Origin of the sequence: Cellvibrio sp. OA-2007, from assembly GCF_000953825.1 — a bacterium.
Classification (GTDB): Bacteria; Pseudomonadota; Gammaproteobacteria; order Pseudomonadales; family Cellvibrionaceae; genus Cellvibrio.
In genome coordinates, this window is sequence record NZ_BBUL01000092.1 from 182,030 (window position 1) to 198,566 (window position 16,537).

The 16,537-nt window shown below is 50.0% G+C and carries 15 protein-coding genes; 8 read left to right on the forward strand and 7 right to left on the reverse strand.

What is annotated here, in order from left to right; all coding sequences use genetic code 11:
* Positions 1-25 precede the first annotated feature (25 nt).
* Together AWU77_RS13515 and AWU77_RS13520 are read right to left on the reverse strand one after the other, a co-directional pair.
* Positions 26-349, reverse strand: a complete 324-nt coding sequence (locus AWU77_RS13515) for a hypothetical protein (RefSeq protein ID WP_062064315.1) — start codon at positions 347-349, stop codon at positions 26-28.
* A gap of 147 nt (positions 350-496) precedes the next feature.
* The gene (locus AWU77_RS13520) at positions 497-1,969 is read right to left on the reverse strand and encodes a PLP-dependent aminotransferase family protein (protein WP_062064318.1); all 1,473 of its coding nucleotides are present in this window, start codon (positions 1,967-1,969) and stop codon (positions 497-499) included.
* A 97-nt stretch (positions 1,970-2,066) separates the two neighbouring features.
* Here AWU77_RS13520 and AWU77_RS13525 point away from each other — a divergent pair, with 97 nt between their 5' ends.
* A complete protein-coding gene (locus AWU77_RS13525) occupies positions 2,067-2,720 on the forward strand; it encodes a pyridoxamine 5'-phosphate oxidase family protein (RefSeq protein WP_062064320.1) in 654 nt (217 codons plus the stop codon).
* A gap of 157 nt (positions 2,721-2,877) precedes the next feature.
* Here the strand turns inward: AWU77_RS13525 and AWU77_RS13530 are convergent, their stop codons facing one another.
* Together AWU77_RS13530 and AWU77_RS20145 are read right to left on the reverse strand one after the other, a co-directional pair.
* Positions 2,878-3,954 carry a calcium/sodium antiporter gene (locus AWU77_RS13530; protein WP_062064322.1) on the reverse strand — a complete coding sequence of 359 codons (1,077 nt, stop codon included), beginning with the start codon at positions 3,952-3,954 and terminating at the stop codon, positions 2,878-2,880.
* A gap of 141 nt (positions 3,955-4,095) precedes the next feature.
* Entirely contained in the window at positions 4,096-6,282 is a 2,187-nt protein-coding gene (locus AWU77_RS20145; protein ID WP_084618390.1) for a cellulase family glycosylhydrolase, read from the reverse strand.
* 409 nt (positions 6,283-6,691) lie between these two features.
* On the opposite strand from AWU77_RS20145, the gene AWU77_RS13540 reads away from it, so the two are divergent.
* The 3 genes from AWU77_RS13540 (at position 6,692) to AWU77_RS13550 (ending at position 9,029) form a co-directional block, all read left to right on the forward strand.
* Positions 6,692-7,528, forward strand: coding sequence for a polysaccharide deacetylase family protein (locus AWU77_RS13540; protein ID WP_062064325.1), 837 nt, complete (start codon positions 6,692-6,694; stop codon positions 7,526-7,528).
* 122 nt (positions 7,529-7,650) lie between these two features.
* Entirely contained in the window at positions 7,651-8,544 is an 894-nt protein-coding gene (locus tag AWU77_RS13545) for a lipid kinase (RefSeq protein WP_238582435.1), read from the forward strand.
* A 35-nt stretch (positions 8,545-8,579) separates the two neighbouring features.
* Positions 8,580-9,029, forward strand: a complete 450-nt coding sequence (locus AWU77_RS13550) for a DUF2383 domain-containing protein (protein WP_062064329.1) — start codon at positions 8,580-8,582, stop codon at positions 9,027-9,029.
* 5 nt (positions 9,030-9,034) lie between these two features.
* Here AWU77_RS13550 and rlmE read toward each other — a convergent pair whose 3' ends face one another.
* From rlmE to AWU77_RS13565, 3 genes are all read right to left on the reverse strand, one after another.
* Entirely contained in the window at positions 9,035-9,655 is a 621-nt protein-coding gene (gene rlmE, locus AWU77_RS13555) for a 23S rRNA (uridine(2552)-2'-O)-methyltransferase RlmE (RefSeq protein ID WP_062064331.1), read from the reverse strand.
* An 80-nt stretch (positions 9,656-9,735) separates the two neighbouring features.
* Positions 9,736-9,975 carry a toxin-antitoxin system HicB family antitoxin gene (locus AWU77_RS13560; RefSeq protein ID WP_062064333.1) on the reverse strand — a complete coding sequence of 80 codons (240 nt, stop codon included), beginning with the start codon at positions 9,973-9,975 and terminating at the stop codon, positions 9,736-9,738.
* Entirely contained in the window at positions 9,972-10,397 is a 426-nt protein-coding gene (locus AWU77_RS13565; protein ID WP_062064335.1) for a putative toxin-antitoxin system toxin component, PIN family, read from the reverse strand. The genes AWU77_RS13560 and AWU77_RS13565 overlap by 4 nt, the downstream gene beginning before the upstream one ends.
* A gap of 197 nt (positions 10,398-10,594) precedes the next feature.
* On the opposite strand from AWU77_RS13565, the gene AWU77_RS13570 reads away from it, so the two are divergent.
* Genes AWU77_RS13570 through AWU77_RS13585 form a run of 4 tightly spaced genes read left to right on the forward strand, consistent with a single transcriptional unit; the run spans position 10,595 to position 16,502 of the window.
* The gene (locus tag AWU77_RS13570; protein WP_062064337.1) at positions 10,595-12,694 is read left to right on the forward strand and encodes a TonB-dependent receptor domain-containing protein; all 2,100 of its coding nucleotides are present in this window, start codon (positions 10,595-10,597) and stop codon (positions 12,692-12,694) included.
* A gap of 50 nt (positions 12,695-12,744) precedes the next feature.
* Positions 12,745-13,578, forward strand: a complete 834-nt coding sequence (locus tag AWU77_RS13575; protein ID WP_062064339.1) for a DUF4198 domain-containing protein — start codon at positions 12,745-12,747, stop codon at positions 13,576-13,578.
* 32 nt (positions 13,579-13,610) lie between these two features.
* Positions 13,611-14,804, forward strand: a complete 1,194-nt coding sequence (gene dhbC, locus AWU77_RS13580) for an isochorismate synthase DhbC (protein ID WP_062064341.1) — start codon at positions 13,611-13,613, stop codon at positions 14,802-14,804.
* A 12-nt stretch (positions 14,805-14,816) separates the two neighbouring features.
* The gene (locus tag AWU77_RS13585) at positions 14,817-16,502 is read left to right on the forward strand and encodes a (2,3-dihydroxybenzoyl)adenylate synthase (RefSeq protein WP_062064343.1); all 1,686 of its coding nucleotides are present in this window, start codon (positions 14,817-14,819) and stop codon (positions 16,500-16,502) included.
* Positions 16,503-16,537: the final 35 nt, after the last annotated feature.

Consider the following 16,537-nt stretch of genomic DNA (forward strand, 5'->3'; position numbering starts at 1 on the left):
CAACACAATTTTGCTCGCCGTGAATCTAACCTTGGTGCTGTTGCAAATATTTTTTGGTGAGCGCCATAAAGCGTGGAGTTGGACCTACGTCTTCGTAAATCGCATCGCCCATTTCATCGGTCGCCACTACTTTTGTGCCCTGCACATAGGGCAAGCTGGCCTCAAGTTGCCCTAAGGCGGCCGAGAGTAATTCACTGATTAATTGTTCTTTGGAACGCTTGGGGTACATCTCCGCCAGCGCAGCCAGCCGCGCCGCATCTTCCACTAATAAATGTACTGCGTAAGTCTCTTTGGTTAATTTACCTTGCGCGTGCGCTTCCCATTGTGCAACCAGTTCTTGTAACGACATAACCGCAACCTCTTGTACGCCAGAAGGAACAGGATGTAAAAATCTGCTGCGCGCTAAGGATTTTTACAGCCTGTTATGAGTGTAGTTGAAAGTAGCTCAGGCATCTCAACCGCTGAGCTTGTTACACTAAAAACTCACATTATTTACTTACGTTTCAGTTGTTGCACATACAGTGCCAGCCTTAATCACCTGCGCCAAAATCTGCACGTATTTATCCATCTCAATCGCGTCAACCTGCGCGTAACCCAGCATCAAACCATTGCGCAGGACTTTATCGGTTGCCAATTTGCTGAGCGGTTGCGCGTAGACACCCTGCGCTAATAGCGCTTGGCTAATGACAAGATCATTACACTGTTCAGCTAAGGCGATGGTGAGGTGAATACCGGAAGATCCGCCATAAATTGTGACACTGTCGCCAAGATATTTTTCAATTGCGCTCACTAATGCATCGCGCCTCGCTGCATACAAACGGCGCATTTTTTTCAGATGCTGGGCAAAATGCCCGGCGCGTAAAAATTCTGCCAGCGCCAATTGGTCAGCGCTGCGACCACGCAGATGCCCCAAGCGCAACATGCCATAAAACGCGGTGGCCAAGCCCTTGGGCACCAACATAAAACCAATGCGCAATGCAGGAAATAAGGTCTTGCTAAACGTACCGAGATAAATCACCGGCGCGTCTTCTACCAAACCTTGCATTGCTGGTAGCGGTGGGCCATCGCGACGGAATTCACTGTCGTAATCATCTTCAATAATTAACGCACCCACACGCTGGGCTGATTCGATCAAGCTCATGCGCCGCTCAATACTCATCACACTGCCCAGTGGAAATTGATGGGAGGGTGTGGTGTAAATAAATTTAGGCGGAAAATTATTCCAATCCGATTCACTGGGCGCTATGCCCTGCTCGTCCACCGCAATACCACGCACATGTAATTCGGCCGCCTTGAGCGATTGAAACGCACCGCCGTAACCAGGGTTTTCAATCCAAACTGTATTGCCCGCATTGGCCAGTGCATGGGCACAAATACCCAGACTTTGTTGGGTGCCATCGGTAATAAAAATTTGCGCTGCGGTACAGCGTACACCGCGTGTAGTGGTGAGATGGTCGGCAATGGCGCTGCGCAATTCTGGTTCACCGGCGACATCGGCGTAATCGAGTTGTTTATGGCTCAGCTTGCGCCAACTGCGCTCCACACAGCGGCGCCACAACGGCAGGGGAAAATCCGCAAGGGAGGGAACACCCGGCATAAAAGCGGTAAACGCACCGTGTGGATCAACCGGCCAAGGCGTCAATTGCGCCCGCGTCGAAATCGCGCGTGTTGCACTGTTTGCCTCATCGACAAGATGGCGACCGGCACAGACTCCCTTTGCCACCCGCGTGCTGCTACCTTGGGTCTGCAACAAGCCTTCCGTCACCAATTGTTCATAGGCATACAGCACCGTGTTGCGTGCGACGTTAAGTTCTGCCGCCAGCGAGCGAGTACCGGGTAATTTTGCATCGGCGACAAGATGCCCATTCAAAATTGCCTCGCGCAAGCAGCCATACAAACGGCGCTGCTGGGATAACCTCAAGCCGCTATGGGCAGGCTGATACTGATCAAACAAGAGTTGGTAATCCAAAAAGTGGCTCCAAAAAATTTATCAATAATGGATCTTATTATAGAGCCAATGGCAGATTAACCTAGCATCTCCCTCTACGCGATTAACAAGGATCACCATGAACAACTCGCACACTACCGCACCATCGCCCCGCACCCGCATTCGCCGCATTCCCGAATTGGCCAGTTATGACCGCAGTGCGCTGTATCAAATTATCGATGAAAGCTATGTCTGCCATATCGCCTTTCACGATGGCGAAAATAGCCACTGCATTCCCACCGCCTGTTGGCGCGATGAGGATTTTTTATATATCCACGGTTCTAATGGTGGCCGCTTGACCAAGATGTTATTGGGCAGGCGCCAGGTGTCGATTGCAATTACCCATGTGGATGGGTTGGTGCTGGCAAAATCGGCGTTTAGCCACACCATGAATTACCGCTCCGCAGTGATTTATGGCGCGTTTGAATTAATTGAAGGGCGTGAACAAAAACTGGCAGCGATGGATGTGTTTATGGACAAGATAGCCGCAGGCCGCAAACAGGAAGCGCGCCCCGGTAACGATAAAGAATTAGCGGCAACCAGCGTGCTGCGAATTTCCCTCGTTGAAGCTGCAAGCAAAATCAGCAACACCTTGCCGGTGGATAAAGAAGAGGATCTGGATTTGCCGGTATGGGCAGGTGTTTTACCCTTGCGGGTGGTTCATGGCGAACCGATTCATGCAAACAGTGAGGGGCTGACCACGCCCGATTACGTAAAAAATTGGGCGCAATAAGCTAAGCAATATTCCCCAAAACGTCATCCCCGCGTGCGGGGATCCATAGGTTTACGATCAAAAGCTGGACTCCCGCGAGCGGGAGTGACAATGAGTTATTTAACTGATAAGCAATAAGCGGCCAGCTTTTTGCTTTCTATACTTAAGCTTTTATTATTTATGTACTTACTTGTGCACGACGCTTGCGCAAATCCAACACCAGTGCAACCACTACATAGAGCACCACCACCGGAACCAATCCAAACAACACGGCGGTTTGCAATTGCGCCAAATACCCCAGTGACAAGGTCATCGCAATCAAAATCCATACATAGGCGGTATAGAGCGCAAGAAATAACAAACCTTCTATACGGTTGAGCGATGCACCAATAAAAAATAACGGTAAACACAGTGCCGCTACACCGAGCATCACCGGAATATCGAAGCTCGCCAGTTGTTCACCGGCCAATAAAGGGGTGGGCGAGACTACGCCAGAAATACCCAATACACAGAGGATGTTAAAAATATTACTGCCCACTACGTTGCCTACGGCTATATCGCGCTGGCCCTTCATAGTGGCCACTACCGATGTCACCAGCTCAGGTAAGGAGGTGCCCACTGCAACAATGGTTAAACCTATAACGGCTTCATTGATACCCCAAGCAGTCGCTAGCTCTACCGCACTTTGTACCAACCAGCGCGCGCCCAGTACCAAGAGCACCAAGCCAACAATCACCAACAGTATGTTTTGCCACATGGGAACGTTGGTTTTAAGCATTTCTTCTACTTCTTCATCCACTACATCAACACCCTTTTTCTTGCCCTGATAAAACAGGAAAAAGGTGTAGCCAAACAGGCCTGCCGCCAGAATGCCCGCTTCAACGCGACTGATGCTGCCGTCATAAGCCATAAATACCGCCAGCGCCGATAAGGCCACCATAATCGGCACGTCTTGACGAATCAGCTGACGGGAAATTAACAGCGGCGATATAACCGCAGAAAGGCCGAGAATAAAGAGGATGTTCATAATGTTGCTGCCCACCACATTAGCGATGGCCAATTCCGCTTGCCCAGAGTAAGCAGCCTTCACGCTCACCGCCAATTCCGGCGCACTGGTGCCAAACGCAACCACCGTGAGACCAACCACCAATGCCGGTACGCCAAAATTAGATGCGAGGCGCGCAGCCCCTTTGACCAATACATCGGCACCAATTACTAACAGCACTAAACCAACCACTAACAACAACCAGGTCATGGGTAACTCCAGGGTGAAAAATTTTGCCCAGCTTATAGAGATCACCCATAAAATCAAATCCCAATTGATAAATCTTATCGTTCAAAAAAACGGAGCCAACTGACGCCGACTCCGGTTTTAGTGTTGATGAGCAAGAGGAAATTAATTACCCCACAGATCCTTCAACAAGGTGGTTTTACGCGCATCAAAATTCAGCCAGGTGCCCCAGCCAGAGGGATTGCTGTCTGGATCGTGAGAATGCAAATACCAGCCACCGGTATCACCTGATTCCGGATTGATTGACCAATAACAGGCCTGGATCTTTTTCTCTTTCATATAGCTCACAAATGCCTGCTGCCATTGTTGGTCAACATTGGTGGTGATGTGGCTCCAGCGACTGCGATCTGCAACTGAACCTTTTGCCGGCCAATCCATATTGCCGCCAAATTCGCCCACTACCATTGCAAACCCCTGATCGCGCAGATAACCAAAGTGCTCATCCCAACCCACGCTGAGCTTGGCTTTGTTAATCACTATATTGCAATCAGAGTTACCCGCTTCATCGCCTTCCAATTCAGTACAGTTAACTTGTGTAGGGTCCATAAATTGTTTTTGTACAAACACCGAAGGTCCGTAAGTGTGCGGTGAAAGCACCAAACGATCTTTCGGAATATTTAATGGATTAGCACGTGCGCCGTACATGTTCTCACCCCAGTTTGGATTCAGGTCTTCGCTGCCGTGAGGAATTTTTACCCCGCCTGCGGTGGCTGACACACCTTCAACAAAAATCAACACATTGGGGTTAACTGCACTGATCGCTTGATAGGCTTTATCAGAAAGCGCTTTCCACTCGGCCCAGGTGTAGTCCCATGGCTCGTTGAAAATATCGATACCAATAATATTGTCTACGCCGAGTTGCGCCGAAAGCCCGGCGATTTCACGCAAGTTAGCCAGCCATTTGGCTTCGTTGTACTCATGTACCACCACGCCCGCACCACTCACTGGCGCACAGGAATAGCCTTCGCGTTTGAAGTCATAGCTTTCGCGATTAGCATCTGCGTAAGGCGGTTTGGCATCCAACCGGCCTGCGCGCCAACCGACATAGTTAGAGCAGGAGTGGATATCCACAATCACTTCCAGATTGTTTTGATCCGCCAGTTTGATGAAATCCTCCATCGCTTGACGCGCATTGGTTTGGCGCACAGAAGCATGGTTTTTCAGCACGCCGCCCGCTTGAATATCGCCACGCCCTTGTGGGTTATTGGGGTCCAACGTTTGCGGTGCTATTGGCAGCCGAATCACGTTGATACCCTGGGCTTTAATTTCATTCATCGTCTGCTGAATAGTGCGGCCGGTATTCGCCCACCACATATTGCCCACATACAACTCCATCGGCGCACCGTCGGGATTATTCGCTGCATTTTTGGGTTCATGCTGACCTTCAAGGCCAAACCAGTTGCCGCACCGCACCGGAAATACAGTGCCATTTTTGGTGATGTTACCCGTTGTATCCACGCGGAAGACAGCGCCTGCAGGCACACTGGAGCGGCTCGATGAACTAATCGAGCTAGGTGTACTGGAGCGCGATGAGCTAATCGAACTGCTGATGGAGCTTGGCGTACTTGAGCGCGATGAGCTGACCACACTACTGATCGAACTGGGTGTACTGGAACGGGAGCTGGAAACCGAAGAACTCACCACACTAGATGAATTAGCGCAGGCAGTAACACCGTAAGGTGAAGGCTGGCTGGTACAAGTATTGCGCGAAATACAGCTACGATTATTTTCATAACCCCAACCGCTGGTAGTAGTCACACACAAGGGGTACACGGTGCCGTACCAATTGCATTGCTGGACGCAGTTACTAATGCTGCTAGCTGATGAGCTGACCGTTGACGAGCGCGAGGAAGACGCAATTGAACTGGGCGTAGATGAACGCGATGACATTGCCGACGCCGAACTGCCTGCGCCACCACATACACTGCCACTCAGGGTTGGCTGTTCAAGCGCACCGCCATTTTTATTTAACTGGAAACCAAAACTAGTAGCCTGACCTGGTTGCAGTGTGCCATTCCAACCCATATCGGTTGCGGTATAGGGGTTGCTGCCGGTGAGTTTGGCATTCCATGAACCGGTTAAACGGTTGGTGTTGTACTGCCAATTCACTGACCAACCATTGATCGGAGTCGCAGTAGAGTTAGTGATAGTAATCGTGCCGGTGGCGCCGCTATTCCATTCATTATCAATTTTGTAAACACAGGCGGCTGAGGCTGCGCCGCTGTAACTGGTAGCGACTAAGATACCCAGCGCTGCGGCCAAGCGCAGGCGGTTTTTGGGTGGTGTAATCATAGGTGTCTCCTTGATTGCATGAGAAAAGGGCTGAACGCCCAGTGTGTAGTCATGACACAGGCTTGAATGATTACTGCATGAACGAGGTGGAGAGGCCACGTCAAACATCATTATTTTTATTATTGGATCTGGTGCCTGTACTGCGATGGCTGTGTTGTTGATGGTTTCAACATCACCAAAACAGCGCTGTCATTCTCATTTTTATCGCACGGGAGTTCTGCGACCTGATTAACAAATGATCATACCTTTTTATTATTTATCTTACTTTTTATATTCAGTATTCATTTACTGTCGCTTCCAAGCACAATTACAACACCGATATTCCGTGCAGAAATGTAAATGCCATGGCGACTCAGCGACTTCGCAGCTAAGGTTGCACAGACGAATTCACTGTTACAGGACGACCGCAATGACAATAAAAATCCACCCATCGCATTTAATCGCCAGCCTATTACTTGGCCTACTGTGCACAGCTTCAAGCAGTTTTGCTGCTGATAAGCCGTTCGTTTGGCCAAAAGGTGCCAAAGCCGCAGTTAACCTCGCCTATGACGATGCGCTAGACAGCCAATTGGATAACGTCATCCCCACCCTCAACAAATACCATCTGCGCGGCACCTTTTATTTAAACGTCGTCAGCCCAACACTGGTCACTCGCTTAGAAGACTGGCGCGCAGCAGCTAAACAAGGCCATGAATTGGGCAACCACAGTATTTTTCATCAATGCGCCAAAAGCCAACCTGGACGCGAATGGGTTGCGGAAGATCGCGATTTGGATAAAGTCAGCGTTATTCAAATGCAGGACCAAGTAAAAGTAGCGAATAGTTTTTTACATGCGATCGACGGCAAAACCGAACGTACCTTTACCCCGCCCTGTATCGATTTAAAAGCCGGCGGCGCCAATTATGTGGATGGGTTAAAAAGTGAATTTGTCGCCTTTAAAACCAATTTTGGTGGCGTCACACCCGATATGAATACACTCGACCCCTATGCAGTCAGTGTAGATTTTCCCAGTGGTGTTACCGGCGCGCAGTTAATTGCCGTAGTAAAAGAAGCGGCAGCCAAAGGCACTATGGCGAACTTCACCTTTCACGGTATAGGCGGCGATCACCTTGTCACCTCCAAGGAAGCTCACGATGAATTGGTGAAATATTTGGCTGATAACAAAGATATTTATTGGACTGATTCTTTTGTCAACATTATGAAATACGTGAAACAACAACAGGCTGGCTCAAGGATTGCTAAGTGATAAAGAACACTCCCATTTGACATTAAAAGGGGCAGGTGCAGGCTCGTTTTCTGGGGAAAAATTACAATCATTTTGTAAAAGTGCGCAAACAGTTTACGGATAACACAGAGGTTTAAATACGCGTGACCAGCCACATCACTGCACTGCTCATACTCAACAACAGTAGCCGCAACGGTGGCGATGCCGATATTCAACAAGGGTTATCGCTGCTGGAAAACGCGAACATTACACTTATCCGAAAATCACCCAGCAGCGCTGAAGAGTGTCGAAAAATTATCGCCGAGCACGCGAATCAAGTGCAATTAGTTATTCTGGGCGGCGGCGATGGCACAATCAGTTCAGCGGCGGAAACACTTTACCAACATAAGTTACCACTGGCGATTTTGCCCTTAGGTACAGCGAATGATTTAGCACGCTCGCTGGAGATCCCCACCAATTTAACCGAAGCATTTCAAACCATTCTCGACAATCGCCGCAGCAAAATAGATCTTGGTGTACTCAATGGACATTATTTTTTAAATGCAGCACATATAGGCCTTGGGGTAAAAGTCTCCCATGAGCTAACGCCCAACATCAAAAAGAAACTGGGTATTTTTAGCTATCTTCACGCCGTGTTTGCCGCCTTTAAAAATAACAAATCATTTCGGGTTAACATTACGATTGATGGCAAGACACAGGTTTTACGCTCCATCCAACTAACTGTAGGCAATGGGCGTTATTACGGCGGCGGTAATATTGTCGATGAAAGATCAGCAATTAATGATGGGCTGTTGCGAGTTTACAGTATTCCCCCAACTCGTTTTTGGGACCTGTTAAGCCATGCGTTTTTGTTGCGCAATGGCAAACAACGGGAGATAGAAAATATCTTCACAGCCAGCGGTAAGCGAATCGAAATTAATACCAAACGGCCAAAAGAAATTCACGCCGATGGCGAAGGTGTGTGTAATACGCCCGCGCTTTTCGAAATCATTCCCCAAGCCTTGGAAGTCATCCGGCCAAGACCCGCTACACTTTAATTTAATACATTTTGGCTTAACACAAAGGAATTCGTATGTTTCACTTATTGTCTGATAGCGAAGTCGCACTCAACGAATTACTCGTCGCTTGCCGCGAGAGCATCGATCATTATGAAGATGCAATAAACCTGAGTGAAAACCCAGTGATTACCGACAGCTTCCGCAAGATCGCCGCCGCGCGCAAACCATTCATTAATAAGCTGGAAGAAGAAATACGTCAGTTGGGTGATTTGCCTTCGGTTCCCGACCCGGACAAAGAGACGAGTGAAATGATAATGCATCATGTAGGCGCGGCATTCACACCGGATTACACCCACGAGTTATTAGCGCAACGAATTGAAGCTGAAGAAAATATCAAATACATCATCGCGCAAGCGCACACCACTCAACCGAGCGAAACCTGCGTGAACTTGCTCAATGAATTGCACGCGCATGTTGAACAAACAATCAAACTGTTTGTAGCGGCAACAAAAGAAATAAATTAGAACAATTACCCTTTAAATCCCTTGCCCACCACATACACTTCACGCGAGCGTGGGCGTGAGGCATCGGGTTTGCGAATGACCACCTTATCAAACGAAGTGCGCACTTCTTTTACGTAGTCATCGTAGCCTTCGCCGTGAAACACCTTGGCGACAAAATCCCCTTTGGGTTTTAACACGCTGCGCGCCATGTCCAGTGCCAACTCTACCAAATACATCGAAGAAGCCTGATCTACCGCATCGACACCGCTGATATTGGGCGCCATATCCGAGATCACCACATCGGCGCGATTGCCGCCGAGCTTGTCCATGATTTGATTAAATACCGCTTCTTCGGTGAAATCGCCCTGAATAAAATCCACATGTTCCAGTGAATCCATCGGCAAAATATCAGACGCTATCACCCGCCCTTTCACGCCGACCAAACGCCCGGCAATTTGCGACCAGCTGCCCGGTGCCGAACCCAAATCCACCACCATCATGCCCGGGCGAATCAGCTTATCTTTCTCATTCAACTCAAGCAGCTTATAAGCCGCGCGCGCACGATAGCCATCCACCTGCGCTTTTTTGACATAAGGATCGTTGACGTGTTCTTCCAACCAACGGTTACTGCTTTTGGATCGGGCCATATAAAAACCAGAGTGTTGTTTTTGGTGATGGTGGTTAAAAATGTGTGTACTACCCGCAACGCGGGTATCCGTCAATTTCCCTAGGGCAGCTTATCGTCGGCTATGGTTTCATCATCCGGCACTTTTGCCATTGCGGCTAAAAATGCAGCCTCATTGCCAGCAGCAGCGCGTTTTTTTAAATACTCTTCCGTGAGATAGGCTGCCATTTTTTCTGCAATTGCAGAGGCGGCAAATTGGTTAATAGAGATTCCATCTTTTTTCGCCAACAATTTAATTTGCTCATGCACCGAATCAGGCAAACGCAAACTGAGTGTACTCATAACAACCTCCACTCTCGTAAAAACTCTTGGGGTGTGATTACTTTAATACCAAACTGTTTTTCAACGCCGGCAAAGTCACGCAGATTAAACGTGATGAGATAACGGCTTTGAGATGCCACCGCCGCCTCCAATACCAGATCATCTTTGGGGTCTTTCAGAAATGGTCGCCACAAAAAGAAAACCTCGTGGATACTGGCCCGGCTCAATAGGTAATCCAATATCGCATCAATGTCATTTGCGCCCATGTGAGGCAACAACCCCGGCCGTTTTAACACCGCCTCATACTCTACAAATAAAGGTACGGATAAGCAGGGATTGTAGGCTTGCGCCTGTAACGCCATGAGCAATCTGAACGAGGCACCATTACTGGACTTGAGGGCGGAAGCAAGGATATTGGTATCTATAACGATCGACGGAATCATGTTTGGTATTATAGGCGATACCAAACTTTATACAACCAACACATAAGTGTGGATTCTGCTTTACCCCTCAATCAAAAGGCACAGCGCAAATAAAAAAAAATGACATATAAAACAACATCTCATTTGATATTAATTATCATTTGATAATAGAATGCATCCGAACTGATAGTTTCCACGCTCACTCACTAGGATGAATCATGAAGACACTCCGCTTTACCCCGCACCCTCTCGCCCTCGCCTTGTTCGGATTAGTTGCAGTTCACGGCACTGCTCAGGCCACCTCTGACACCAGCACCAGTGAGCAGGCGGAAATAGAAACTCTTGCAGTTTGGGGTACTCAGGTTAAGGCGTCGTCGCTGTCGATGGATGCGGAGGCGATGGAGATCAGACAACCCGATCACATCAGCGACCTGTTGCGCACCATTCCCGGGGTAGATGTGGGCGGCGCTCACTCCCTCAACCAGCGCATCACCATTCGCAGCATGGACGATAAGGATCTACGCATCAGTATCGATGGCGCCAGCCAAAACACCTACATGTATCACCACATGGGCAATCTGCAGATTCATGCCGACATTCTCGAATCCGCCGAAATAGACGTAGGCAACAACTCGGTGGTTAACGGTGGGCTGGGTGGCGCGGTGCGCTTCAAAACCAAAAATGCCCGCAGCCTGCTCGATGAAGGCGCGCAGTTTGGCGGCCGGTTACAAGCTTCTTATGCTGACAATTCAGGCGATAGCACCTCGCTGACCGGTTACGGCCAACTGACCGATTCATTCGATGCGCTGGTGTACTTCAACAAAGTGAATCGCGATAACTATGAAGTAGGCGGCGGCAAAATTCTGGGTGCCGATGGCACTCAAGTCGCGGGCACCGATGGCACAGTGCGCGGGCTGGAAGGTGAAGTAGAAGATGCATTGATCAAATTCGGTTGGGATATAACCGAAGGCCACCGCATCAAACTTGGCTATGAAACCTATACCGATGAAGGCAACTACAGCTATCGCCCGGATATGGGGCTGGCCACCGATCTGGCAATTGCCAACTCGTTAAAAATCCCATTGACCTACCCCACCGAGTTTAGCCGCGACACAGCTACCCTCAGCTATGAAGGCCAATTGACCGCAAATACCCAAGTGGATGCTGCGTTTTATCGCAACCAAAGTACCTTCTGGCGCGATGAGCGCGGCTTGGTGAGCTGGAGCCCTGCATTCGCCACTATCAACCAAGGCGACGCCAATAACACCGGCATCAATCTACTTTTTAATACCACACTGGAAGGCAGTGTTGGCCATGACATTAGCTATGGCTGGGAACACATTCAGCACGACACTGACTATATAGTCGATGCCGCCCGCCTTGCCGGTGAAGAAGCCAATACCGATGCGCTGTTTGTGCAAAATAAAATTACCACTGACACAGGCTTCAGTTTTATTCCCGGCCTGCGTTATGAATCAGTAGACGTTGACTCCACCATTGTCAGCGATACCTTTAGCGAATTTACCTCCGCACTGGCGGTTGAGTATCAAGCCAGCGACAGCCTGTTATTCCGCGCCAGCAGCACCGAATTATTTCGCGCACCGGAATTAAATGAAGTGTTTATTGGTGCAGGTTTAGGCAAAACCCCCAACCCAAATTTACAAGCCGAGACAGGTAATAACCAACAGCTATCGTTTGCGTATCAGGATGAAATGCTCGGTGCCGATAATTTTTCACTGGGCGCCACGTATTTTTACACCACTATTGAAAATCATATTTACGACTACGCCGAACCCAGCCCGCGCGCTTATATCACCGACAATATTGGCGATATGAATATCAAAGGTTTTGAAGCCTATGTGGGTTACGACATCCAGGGTCTTAAAGCACTGCTCACCTATTCCGACGCCGACAGCGAGCTGGATGCGGCACCGGAATACGCCGTATTTGATGGCGCCCGTATTGATCGCCAACAGGGCGATACTCTCAGCTTGTCGCTGGACTACACCTTTATCGGCACAGATTTAAGTCTGCACTGGGACACGCTCTATGTGGGCGATGTTGCATCCGGAAAAGATTTGGACGGCGCGACGCTGGAAAATTCCAAAGACGGTTTTGTGGTTTCCAATATTTCTGCGCACTGGGAATCGGCGCGCGGCCTAGGCATTACCGCCGGTGTCGATAATATTTTTGATGAGTTTTACGCATCGCAATCATCGCGCACGGGAACCTCCTTCCACCCGCGTTTTGGTCAACTCTATTTGATGGATTATGAGCCGGGTCGCAACGCAAAAATTACGCTGAGCTATCGCTTTTAATTCACCGTTTCAGTGCGTCCTATCGCCCCGAACAACCAAGAGACCAGACCATGACTAACAGCCTTAAAATTTTAAGCCTTAGCCTGAGTATGTTGTTATTGCCCCTCAGTGCCGAGGCTCATCGCGTATGGCTACTGCCCAACTCAACCATTATTTCCAGCGGCACCGATGCGTGGATAAGTGTTGATGCCGCGGCATCGAACGATATATTCCATGCCGATCACGCGCCTATGCCGGTTAACTATGTGGAGGTAGTCGGGCCGGACAACAAGACAATTCCCCTGCACAATATTTACAGCGGAAAATTTCGCAGCAGTTTTGAATTTCCGCTGGTGAATAAAGGCACCTACAAAGTCGCTATGGCCGCTAACGGCATTATGGCCACGTGGGAAACCGCCAGCGGCGAACACAAAATGTGGCCCTATCGCGGCGCAAAAGCAGATCCGGCAGAGTTTGATAAAGCCGTTCCCAAGCAAGCCAAAAATCTTGAAGTTTCAGAGTTCTACCGGCGGGTAGAAACCTATGTCACCTCGGGCGCGCCCGACACTCAGGTATTCAAGCCAAGCAAGACTGGCCTGGAACTGGTTCCTGTCACTCATCCCAATGATTTGTATGTGGGCGAAGCGGCGCGTTTTCGTTTCTTAATGAATGGTAAAGCCGCCGCGGGAATTCAGGTCAGCGTGATTCCCGATGCCATGCGCTACCGCAGCGATCAAGGTGAAATACAGCTCACCAGCGACAGTAATGGCGAGGTAAGTATCACCTGGCCGCGCGCTGGCATGTTTTGGCTAAGTGCTGAGTATCAGGATAACAAAGCCAAAAAGCCCGCCAGTATTCGCGTGGCCAGTTACGCCCTAACGCTAGAAGTATTTCCCGCACTCTAATCCACCATATTTTACTGGGAGGTATGCTTGCTATGAAAAGCCACTTTGATGTCAGCTCGACCCCATCGGATGCCAGCCTGCAAGCACCTCTGCTGGATGGCTATGCACCGGAAAATTCGCTGTATTTTTCTTCGCCGCGCCAAAGCCTGCTAGCCAAACCACCCTTCGCAAATTTACTCGATGCCGGTATGCAAGGTCTGCTGCAGCGGGTAACCGAGTCGTTGCGTTTTGCTCGGGAGCTAGGTCACAGCAACCCGCGTGTGGTGGGAGCCATAGGTTTTGATGCGGAAGCACAAAGCTGGTTGCGCCTGAGCACCTGCAGCGAAATTCGCAACACGCCACGCATTGCAGCAAAAGCGCCACAACTGAATTCATCGCCAGGCAATTACCAGCTGCGCGAAGTGCCAACGGCCAATATTTATCTCAATGGCGTTAAGGATGCACTCGCGCGTTTTGTGCGCGGCGAATTGGAAAAAGTCGTCTTGTCGCGCACGCTGGAAGTGCAGTGCGAACACACGTTGGATATCAAACAATTGCTCGGCAATTTGGAAGCGCGCAACCCCAATGCATACACTTTTGCGGTAAAACTGGGCGAGGGAAAACATTTTCGCACCCTGATTGGCGCCAGCCCGGAATTATTAATTTCACGGCAGGGCAATCGCATTGTTGCCAATCCACTCGCTGGCACCGAGCCGCGCAGCAGCGACCCCGCAATCGATCAAGCGCGCGCGGAACAATTGTTTGCCTCGGCAAAAGATCGCTATGAACACGCACTGGTCATTCAAGCTGTGGTTGCGGCACTGCAACCGTTTTGCAAAGAGCTGCAGGTCCCTGCCGAGCCATCGCTCATCAATACACCCACGCTCTGGCATTTATCCACGCGGATTGAAGGCGTGCTGGAAGATCCGCAAACCTCCTCACTGGAATTGGCGTTAGCCATGCACCCAACACCCGCTGTCTGTGGCTACCCCACCGACAAAGCGCGCACCGCCATTCGCGAAATTGAAGGTTATGACCGGGGCATGTTTACCGGCATGGTCGGCTGGTGCGACAGCGCGGGCGATGGTGAATGGGTGGTCACCATTCGCTGCGCCGAAGTAGAAGCGCAAGCGATTCGTCTTTACGCAGGCGCCGGTGTGGTGGCGGGTTCCAACCCCGAAAAAGAATTGGCCGAAACCGGAGCCAAATTTAACACCATGCTCAATGCCCTCGGCATTCATTTGTAGGAGGCACACACAATGAATCCAACTACAGACTTCACGCCCTGGCCAACAGAATTGCAACAGCAATATCGCGCACAAGGTTATTGGAGCGATGCACCACTCGGCACATTACTCGCACAAACTGCCGCTGCCGCCGGTGAACACATCGCCATAATTGCCGGTGACAAACGCTGGAGCTATAGCCAACTCGATGAGCGCGCCAATCAATTAGCCGCGGGGTTGCTTGCGTCCGGCTTGCAACCGGGCACACGAGTCGTGGTGCACCTACCCAACTGCGGCGAATTATTTGAAATTCTGTTTGCATTATTTCGCATAGGGGTAGCCCCCATACTGGCACTGCCGAGTCATCGCTTTGCCGAGATCAGTTATTTTTGCAGCTTCGCCGAAGCCGATGCTTACATCACATGCGCCAACAACAATGGTTTTGATCACCGCGAACTCGCGCGGCAACTTCAGCACAATCATATTATTGAGCGCGTCATTATTGTCGGCGATAGCACCGGCGATGCTGAAGAATTTTGTGCATTGGATTCGCTCTACCAAACGCCGATTGCACTACCCAACATAAATGCCAGCGACGTAGCGCTCTATCAATTATCCGGCGGCACCACCGGTGTGCCCAAATTAATTCCGCGCACCCACAATGATTATTATTACAGCCTGCGTGCGAGCGCATTAATTTGCGAGTTAACACAGGCATCCGTTTATTTGGCTGTGCTGCCCGTCGTACATAATTTTCCGCTGAGTTCTCCCGGTGCGCTGGGTGTGTTGTGGGCGGGCGGCACTTTAGTCTTAGCTGAAAATGGCGCACCGGATCTGGCCTTCAGCTTGATTGAACAACATCAGGTTACGGTTACGGCCATGGTTCCGCCCTTGGCATTAACCTGGCTCAGCGCCGCTGAAAATCGCCAAAAAATGGGCGATGCGCCCAAACTGAAAAGTTTGCAAGTGATTCAAGTGGGCGGTGCAAAATTTTGCGAAACCGCCGCGCGCCGCATTCAACCTATTCTCGGCTGTCAATTGCAGCAAGTGTTTGGCATGGCGGAAGGCCTGGTGAACTACACCCGCTTGAGCGATGACCAAGACACCACTATGGCCACTCAAGGTCGCCCTATTTCCCCGCATGATGAAATACGCATTGTTAATGATGAAGATCGCCCTGTGGCCGATGGCGAAACCGGTCATTTACTCACCCGAGGCCCCTACACTATTCGCGGATACTTTCGCGCCGCTGAGCACAATGCCAAAGCCTTTACTGCCGATGGTTTTTATCGCACCGGCGATCTGGTGCGCATGACGGAGCGGGGATATTTAATAGTTGAAGGCCGCGCAAAAGATCAAATTAATCGCGGCGGTGAAAAAATTGCCGCCGAAGAAATTGAAAATTGTTTACTCGCTCACCCACAAGTGCAAGACGCCGCACTCGTCGCCATGCCCGACCCGTTTTTGGGCGAGCGCAGCTGCGCCTTTGTCACCTTGCGCACCGGCTGCAATCAACAACCACTCAAAAGTAACGAGCTAATAAAAGCGAGCGACCTGCAGCGCTTTTTACGCGAGTGCAATCTGGCTACTTTCAAAATTCCCGATCGCATTGAATTTATCGCTTCACTGCCGCAAACCCGTTTAGGCAAGGTCGATAAAAAATATTTGCGCGAGTGGATTTCGGAAAAGCTGGCGCGCGCTACCCAATTAAAAATTTAATTCGCCCTCGTAAAGTCAATTAAACCTAAAAGCCA